Source organism: Epilithonimonas bovis DSM 19482 (assembly GCF_900108115.1).
GTDB lineage: Bacteria > Bacteroidota > Bacteroidia > Flavobacteriales > Weeksellaceae > Epilithonimonas > Epilithonimonas bovis.
Genome location: NZ_FTPU01000007.1, coordinates 106,537 through 113,473, shown reverse-complemented (window position 1 = coordinate 113,473; position 6,937 = coordinate 106,537). Strand labels below are relative to the sequence as shown.

Annotated in this window: 6 protein-coding genes and 1 pseudogene; 2 read left to right on the top strand and 5 right to left on the bottom strand. The window is 38.1% G+C overall.

Features of this window, described 5'->3' with window-relative positions; genetic code table 11:
* Positions 1-277, bottom strand: a pseudogene (locus tag B0B05_RS04730) (IS1595 family transposase); the annotation flags it as partial.
* Between the two features lie 124 nt (positions 278-401).
* On the opposite strand from B0B05_RS04730, the gene B0B05_RS04725 reads away from it, so the two are divergent.
* Positions 402-1,901 carry a GH3 auxin-responsive promoter family protein gene (locus B0B05_RS04725; protein ID WP_076782326.1) on the top strand — a complete coding sequence of 500 codons (1,500 nt, stop codon included), beginning with the start codon at positions 402-404 and terminating at the stop codon, positions 1,899-1,901.
* A 233-nt stretch (positions 1,902-2,134) separates the two neighbouring features.
* Here the strand turns inward: B0B05_RS04725 and B0B05_RS04720 are convergent, their stop codons facing one another.
* Positions 2,135-2,470: a DMT family transporter gene (locus B0B05_RS04720; RefSeq protein WP_076782325.1), complete on the bottom strand. Its 336-nt coding sequence runs from the start codon at positions 2,468-2,470 to the stop codon at positions 2,135-2,137.
* Positions 2,471-2,533: 63 nt separating this feature from the next.
* Here B0B05_RS04720 and B0B05_RS04715 point away from each other — a divergent pair, with 63 nt between their 5' ends.
* The gene (locus tag B0B05_RS04715) at positions 2,534-3,769 is read left to right on the top strand and encodes an MFS transporter (protein WP_076782324.1); all 1,236 of its coding nucleotides are present in this window, start codon (positions 2,534-2,536) and stop codon (positions 3,767-3,769) included.
* 37 nt (positions 3,770-3,806) lie between these two features.
* On the opposite strand, the gene B0B05_RS04710 is transcribed toward B0B05_RS04715, so the two are convergent.
* From B0B05_RS04710 to B0B05_RS04700, 3 genes are all read right to left on the bottom strand, one after another.
* Positions 3,807-4,154: a hypothetical protein gene (locus B0B05_RS04710; RefSeq protein WP_076782323.1), complete on the bottom strand. Its 348-nt coding sequence runs from the start codon at positions 4,152-4,154 to the stop codon at positions 3,807-3,809.
* Between the two features lie 189 nt (positions 4,155-4,343).
* On the bottom strand, positions 4,344-5,804 hold the full coding sequence (gene guaB / locus B0B05_RS04705) for an IMP dehydrogenase (RefSeq protein ID WP_076782322.1): 1,461 nt from the start codon (positions 5,802-5,804) through the stop codon (positions 4,344-4,346).
* A gap of 353 nt (positions 5,805-6,157) precedes the next feature.
* Entirely contained in the window at positions 6,158-6,697 is a 540-nt protein-coding gene (locus B0B05_RS04700) for a hypothetical protein (RefSeq protein WP_076782321.1), read from the bottom strand.
* Between the last annotated feature and the right edge of the window lie 240 nt (positions 6,698-6,937).

Here is a 6,937-nt window from a genome sequence, read left to right as displayed (position 1 = left end):
TCTCTTTCGATGAAAACCCTTTCTTGGTAACGCTCATTAGAAACATGGTTTTGTACCAAATTAAGAATGAAAGATTAGAATTTTGCATAATCGTTCCACTTTTCAAGGAAATTCTTTTACGACACTTTTTGCATTCGTAGCTCCAGATGCTTTTAATCCAGAAATGCTCCTTGTGACCGCACTTGCAAACCACTCCGATTTTATCTCTCTGCTCCTTAAAATGAATTCTGCAATCTTCCTCTCTCCCAAAATGCGTTGTAAAACTAAATATATTCATCTAACTAATTAAATTATAAGTAAATATACGAAATTATGTGTAATTACGGATATTCATAAAAAACATATTCAAATTAACAGATATAGAAGATAAACTCTAAATTTGACAATTGAAAATTTAATCAATGCTAAATTATATCAAGAAAAAAATTGCTCTCATCTGGGCAAAAAAACATATCGAAAAATCCAAGAGTTTTAAAACCAATGCGATTCAGAATCAGCAGGATTTGCTTTTAGATTTGGTAAAAACTTCGGAAAAAACATTATTCGGAAGAGAACATCGATTTGAAACCATAAAATCAATTGCAGATTTTCAAAACAATGTTCCTATTGCAGATTACGAAGATTTAAAACCATATATCGAGAAAGTAATAAAAGGACAGTCCAAAATTCTTTGGCCAGATTTACCCGAATATTTTGCTAAGACCTCAGGAACAACTTCTGGCTCCAAATACATTCCGATTTCCAGAGAAGCAATGCCTTTTCAGATTGCAGCAGCTCAAAGTGCTATTTTCCATTATATACAGAAAAAGAATAACGCCGATTTTGTCAACGGGAAAATGATTTTCCTTCAAGGATCTCCTGAATTAGAAGAAGTCAATGGTGTAAAGACTGGAAGACTTTCAGGAATTGTCGCTCATCATATTCCAAATTATCTTCAGAAAAACAGATTGCCAAGCTGGGAAACCAACTGTATCGAAGATTGGGAAACCAAAGTCGATAAAATTGTAGAAGAAACAGAGAATGAGAATATGACTTTGATTTCCGGGATCCCGCCTTGGTTGATTATGTATTTTGAAAAACTGATTGACAAACACTGTAAAAAGATTACAGGCATTTTCCCGAATCTTCAACTAATTATCACAGGTGGCGTCAATTACGAACCGTACCGGGAAAAGATGAATGACTTGCTTGGCAAACCTGTTGACATCGTTCAGACTTTTCCGGCTTCGGAAGGTTTTTTTGCATTTCAGGATGACTATCAGAAAGAAGGATTGCTTTTATTATCCAATCATGGTATTTTCTACGAATTTATTCCTTTAGAACAGTACGGGAAACCCAATGCAGAACGATTAACGTTGAAAGATGTTGAGCTGAACAAAGATTATGCATTGATTCTCACGACCAATTCCGGGCTTTGGGCTTATTCGATTGGGGATGTTGTGCGGTTTATTGATAAAAATCCGTACAGGATTTTGGTAAGTGGAAGAACGAAACATTTCACTTCCGCTTTTGGCGAACACGTGATTGCGTTTGAAGTAGAAGAAGCTCTGAAAGCAACGGTGGAGAAATTCCCTGCGCAGATTACAGAATTCCATCTTGCGCCGCAAGTGAATCCAGCGGAAGGTTTGCCTTATCACGAATGGTTCATAGAGTTTGAAAAAGAACCGGAAAATTTTGAAGCTTTCAAATCGGAGTTGGATCTGCAATTGAGGCAACGAAATACTTATTATGACGATTTGATCTCAGGAAGTATTCTGCAGCCGCTGGTTATTACCAGAGTGAAGAAAAATGCGTTTCAGGATTATGCCAAATCCCAGGGGAAATTAGGTGGTCAAAACAAAATCCCAAGATTGGCTAATGACAGGAAAATTGGCGATTTTTTGTCTGACTTCAGATTGTAATTCGTTTCGAGTTTGATATTTAAGGATTTGTCATACTAACCGCTTATTGCGATTGTAAACCTAGACGTTGTCAAGCACATTGGTTAAAAAATGTCCTGAGATATAGAAACCTGGATTGACAGACCAATCCCATAGCCCTGATGGGAACGGCATCCTTTTGCAAAAAGCGTTGGGATTAAAGTTGAGGTTTTGCAAAAGATACAGTGGACAGCAGGTTCCCGGCTTCTGAAAAATCAGTGGCTTACTGCTTTGAGGCCAACGATGGATGCAATCAACGTGAAAACGAAAAATAACCGCCAGAATGTGGCCGGCTCCTTGAAAATAAGGATGCCGACAACTACACCGCCAACAGCGCCGATGCCCGTCCATACGGCATAAGCAGTCCCGATAGGCAGCCCGTTTTCGCCAGAAATGGCTTTGAACATCAGCAGCATGCTGGCCATGATGCAGATACCAAACCCGATCCACCAGAAGATGCTTTCTTTTCCTGAAGTCTCCTGCGCTTTTCCCAGGCAGGTGGCGAAGCCAGTCTCGAATAGTCCGGCAATGATAAGTATAAGCCAATTCATCCTGCTAAGATAAAATTTTGAAAATTAATAGCAGATTAATGATCTGTCAACTACTTTTGTTATATGATTTCTTTTACGCCTCTCAAAATTTTAAGTAATATCGAGTTCCGACACCTTTTAACAGGTCGTTTTTTTCTGATTATCGCTTTCCGGATGTTGGCAACATTGCTCGGGTGGTGGGTTTACCAATTAACAAAAGATCCTTTTTCTATTGGTCTTATTGGTCTTTCCGAAGTAATACCGGCGGTTTCCTGCGCACTTTATGCCGGCCATATTATTGATATGAAGGAGAAAAAGAAACTGCTTCTTTTTTGTAATTATGCCTACGTTGTGTTAATCAGCCTGCTTTTAATTCCTGCATTTTTGGGACACCGTATGCATTTTACCGGTCATCAGATTACTTATTTTATTTACGCGGTTATCTTTTTCACCGGTATTTGCCGCTCTTTTCTGGGGCCTCTGGTTCCGGCAATGATCCCGAAAATTGTGAGACAGGAGAACTTGCCTTATGCCGTGACGCTTAATCAGGCTACTTTTTTAACGGCTTCGGTTTCCGGTCATGCTTTGGGCGGTTTTCTGATTGCGATGATTACGATAAAATGGACATTAGTGGTCATTGTGGGAAGTATGATTCTTGCATCTTTATTCTTCTGGACTTTGCAGAAGCAACACTCTGGAAATAAAAGAAAGGACATTAAGGTTTTTGAAAGTATGAAGGAAGGCCTGGCTTATATTTATAAAACAAAGGAAATTCTTGGTGCGCAAATGCTGGATATGTTTGCGGTACTTTTTGGTGGTGCGGTAGCGATGATCCCTGTATTTGCCAGTGATATACTGAAAGTAGGATCCGAAGGGTTCGGGCTGCTGAATGCGGCTTCTGATATTGGCTCTATGTTGATTATCATTACCTTATCATTAGTGCCTCTAAGAAGAAATCAAGGTAAAATATTGCTTTGCGTTGCCGCTGGATTTGGATTGTGCATTATTGGATTTGGATTATCCAAAATGTATTGGCTGTCCTTTGGGTTTTTGGTCTTGAGTGGTATGCTGGATGGTATCAGTGTCGTCATCCGGGGAACCATTGTTCAGTTGAAAACACCAGAAGAGATCCGTGGCAGAGTGCTGAGTGTTAATTCTATTTTTGTAATGTCGAGCAATGAGTTGGGCCAGTTTGAAAGCGGCCTGACGGCCAAACTGATGGGCGTTGTAAGATCAGTTGTTTTCGGGGGAACAATGACTGTGCTGACTGCTCTCTTTATTGGAGCCAGTTCAAAGAAACTGCGGAAAATGGAGTACTAAGACTGCTTGAGTTTTCTTACAAAAAAAGAGCCTAAATCTATCTAAGATCGCCAATGATAAAAGGCTGATCTGCATTCTCGTTATAATCTCTCAAGAAACCAATTTCTTTAGATTTAGTGATTTCTGATTTTGAAGTCCCGGAAAATCCATCCCCAAAATCGATACTGAAATCGATATAAGACAGTTTATTTTTTACAAACTTCATCTTGTTAAATACCAGGATGATATTTTTATCTTTCAGGTTTTTTTGCAGACTCATAAGATCCTGTTTTGTCATCTCTTTATTGAAAACAACAGCAATTACTTTCTTATTCGAGGTGAAAGAAAGCATTCCGAAAACAAAAACGGTTAAGAATAATAGTGGGAAAAGTGTGTTCTTCTTCATTGGTTTGATAACGCTGCAAAATTATTAAATTATCATCAATTGTGAAACCAAAGTTTTGATTTTTAATAGATTTCTAATAATTTTTTTCTTTTTCCGAGAGATACTCTTACTAGAAATCATACTACAAATAAAAAACTCCAAATTGACTGTTTCAAGATGGAGTTTTTTTTCATTTCAATTTCTGATTTTTTACAAAGAATAATTCGGTGCTTCCTGTGTAATAATCACATCGTGGGGATGAGATTCTTTAAGTCCACTGCCAGTAATCATTACCATTTTGCTGTCTTTTTGCAGTGCTTCGATATCTTTTGCGCCACAATAGCCCATTCCGGCGCGCAAACCACCTGTCAGTTGGAAAATAACATCTTCCAGTTTTCCTTTGTGAGGCACTCTTCCTTCGATGCCTTCGGGAACAAATTTCTTAGCTTCACTTTGGAAATAACGTTCTTTACCACCTCGTTTCATCGCAGAAAGAGAACCCATTCCCTGATAAGATTTGAATTTTCGTCCCTGGAAAATAATTTCTTCTCCCGGTGCTTCATCCGTTCCTGCTAATAGTGATCCTAACATTACTGCTCCGGCGCCGCTTGCAATGGCTTTTACGATGTCGCCGGATAGTTTGATACCTCCATCAGCGATCACGGCTACATTTTTCTTTTTAGCAAATTCATAAACGTTATAGATTGCGGACAGTTGAGGAACCCCAACGCCGGCAACTACTCTTGTTGTACAGATAGATCCCGGTCCAACACCTACTTTCAGGACGTTAGCCCCAGCTTTAATAAGGTCTTTTGCGGCATCTGCGGTTACGATGTTTCCTCCAACAATATCAAGGTCGGGGAATGTTTTCCTGATCTCGGCAATTTTGTCAAGAACACCTTTGGAATGCCCGTGGGCTGAATCTATCGCTACAATATCTACACCAGCCTTTACCAGAGCGGTAATCCTGTCAATTGTATCTTCGCCCACGCCAACACCAGCGCCAACAATCAGTCTGCCATTTTGATCTTTGTTAGCATTAGGATATTCCAGTTGATTGTCAATATCTTTGATGGTAATCAGTCCTACCAGCTTGTTATTTTTATCAACGATTGGTAGTTTTTCTACCCTGTTTTTAAGTAGGATTTCTTTGGCCTGTTCCAGATTGGTGTTTTTGTCAGAAGTAATGAGGTTATCTTTTGTCATTATTTCCTCAACTTTAACATCCAGGTTTTCCTGATACTTCACATCCCGATTGGTAATAATACCAATAAGAATGTTGTTTTTATCAACGACCGGCAATCCGGATATTTTATATTTTGCCATCAGTTCTCTTGCCTGAGCCAGCGTGTGGTCTTTTGACAAGGTTACAGGATCTGCGATCATTCCGTTTTCTGACCGTTTTACACGGTTGACCTGTGCTGCCTGCTCGGCAATCGGCATGTTTTTGTGAATGAATCCAAGGCCACCGACTCTGGCTAACGCAATCGCCAAATCCGCTTCTGTAACAGTATCCATCGCTGCGGAAACAATGGGAACATTAAGCGAAATTTTGTCTGTAAGTCTTGATTTTAGGGAAACCTGATTCGGTAAAACTTCTGAATAAGAAGGGACTAGAAGCACGTCATCGAAAGTGATGGCTGTCTCTACAATTTTGTTATGAATAGACATCTTTACTTTCTTTGCAAAATTAAGCTTTTTTTATTGAATTAAAAAATGGATGTTTTTATTTGAATTAAAATTAATATAACGATCAAATTAGACCAATACTATGTTGAACTAAACCTTCGGTAGCTTTCTCAGCGCCATATTTAGTTACTTTGTAAAACTAATTATTAATCAGTAAAATGGCAACAAAAAAAAGAGAACAACCTGTTCTCTTGAAATATTTTCTAAAAACTTTACGATAAACCCATAGTGTGGGAAAATACCCAACCAAAAGCTGCCGAAGGTTCCGTTCAACAGGGTTTTCATTGTTCGTGCTGCGCACGCAACGAAAACTTAGCTATTGTACGCAGTTTTTTTTAGAAAGCGAATCCCAAAGCAAAACCTAAAGCTGGATATACTTTATTTTGATTGTAATCTAAATCACTTGCATTCCCAACTCCAGCATAGTATCTGAAAATAAAATGATTTCCTAATGGAAGCTGTTGTCCAAATTGAATTTCATTTAACCAACTTTTCCCAACTTGTGGACTATAATATTCTGTACCGCTAAAAAGAAATTTTGATTGAAAAGCTAAAAATGTTCCAGAGTTATTTTTTAAAGAATGTCCTTTTTCACTTCTTCTTTCTCTATTTAAGTAATATCGAACTTGTGCCCTCGCAAAAATACTATTGCTATTATTTGACCATTCATAAGAGATTCCGTTACTCCAAAAATCTGTGATTCCTCCCCAACCAAGATTTACATCTGCTAAAAATTTGTCGCTAATTGGTATTTCGGTTCCGACTGATATTCCTTGTAATCCAACTTCTACTTTATAAGTGTTTTCAAGTTTAGTTTGCGCAGAAATAATTTGTGAAAGAAAAATCATTCCAGCCACAATTAAAGTTTTTCTCATTTTTAATTTATAATAATTTGATTTTCAATTTAATGCAGAGTTGTTATAAAATTGCGTACAACGGAAAAAGTATTGGCGAAGTGCGGGCTTTCGAAGAACTAAAAGTTCAAAAACGACCAAACGGAGCGAATGCTTTTTCAATGAAGTAAACTTACAAAAAAACTACGGAATTGAAAAGCAGCGGCGGCAAAATATTACAAAATTTTCAATTCAGAGTTTAACCCCGCATTTTGCCATTAC

Excerpts from the sequence above, each read along its gene's own strand:
- B0B05_RS04725 (WP_076782326.1), top strand. The coding sequence starts at position 402 with ATGCTAAATTATATCAAGAAAAAAATTGCTCTCATCTGGGCAAAAAAA.
- B0B05_RS04720 (WP_076782325.1), bottom strand. The coding sequence starts at position 2,470 with ATGAATTGGCTTATACTTATCATTGCCGGACTATTCGAGACTGGCTTC.
- B0B05_RS04715 (WP_076782324.1), top strand. The coding sequence starts at position 2,534 with ATGATTTCTTTTACGCCTCTCAAAATTTTAAGTAATATCGAGTTCCGA.
- B0B05_RS04710 (WP_076782323.1), bottom strand. The coding sequence starts at position 4,154 with ATGAAGAAGAACACACTTTTCCCACTATTATTCTTAACCGTTTTTGTT.
- guaB (WP_076782322.1), bottom strand. The coding sequence starts at position 5,804 with ATGTCTATTCATAACAAAATTGTAGAGACAGCCATCACTTTCGATGAC.
- B0B05_RS04700 (WP_076782321.1), bottom strand. The coding sequence starts at position 6,697 with ATGAGAAAAACTTTAATTGTGGCTGGAATGATTTTTCTTTCACAAATT.